Consider the following 684-nt stretch of genomic DNA (forward strand, 5'->3'; position numbering starts at 1 on the left):
TGGCTCCGCAAGTAGGATTTGAACCTACGACCTACCGGTTAACAGCCGGTTGCTCTACCACTGAGCTATTGCGGAACGATCTTGCCTGGCAACGTCCTATCCTCACAGGGGGAGATCCCCCAACTACTTTCGGCGCTGAGACGCTTAACTTCTGTGTTCGGCATGGGAACAGGTGTGGCCGTCTCGCTATCGCCACCAGACAAAATGAATATTAACACCACGTCATACGCATGTCAATAATGTTTAGGGTTTATTCCCTGAAAACTGAGGATTCATCAACACAAACCATAGACTAGATCAAAGCCTCGACCGATTAGTATCATTCAGCTCCACGTGTCACCACGCTTCCACCCATGACCTATCTACCTCATCGTCTCTGAGGGGTCTTTCTTGATTGCTCAAAGGGAAATCTCATCTCGGAGGGGGCTTCATGCTTAGATGCTTTCAGCACTTATCCCGTCCGCACGTAGCTACCCAGCGATGCTCCTGGCGGAACAACTGGTACACCAGCGGTGCGTCCATCCCGGTCCTCTCGTACTAAGGACAGCTCTCCTCAAATTTCCTGCGCCCACGACGGATAGGGACCGAACTGTCTCACGACGTTCTGAACCCAGCTCGCGTACCGCTTTAATGGGCGAACAGCCCAACCCTTGGGACCTACTCCAGCCCCAGGATGCGATGAGC

The 684-nt window shown here is 52.9% G+C and carries 1 tRNA gene and 2 rRNA genes; all 3 read right to left on the reverse strand.

From position 1 onward, the window contains the following. Positions 1–75: transfer RNA gene (locus LCM29_RS15155), tRNA-Asn, on the reverse strand. Positions 76–83: 8 nt separating this feature from the next. After that, a 5S ribosomal RNA gene (gene rrf / locus LCM29_RS15160) occupies positions 84–200 on the reverse strand. A 93-nt stretch (positions 201–293) separates the two neighbouring features. Continuing rightward, positions 294–684: ribosomal RNA gene (locus LCM29_RS15165) — 23S ribosomal RNA — on the reverse strand; the annotation flags it as partial.

The sequence above is a fragment of the Exiguobacterium aestuarii genome, from assembly GCF_020171655.1.
In the GTDB taxonomy this organism is placed as follows: Bacteria; Bacillota; Bacilli; order Exiguobacteriales; family Exiguobacteriaceae; genus Exiguobacterium; species Exiguobacterium aestuarii_A.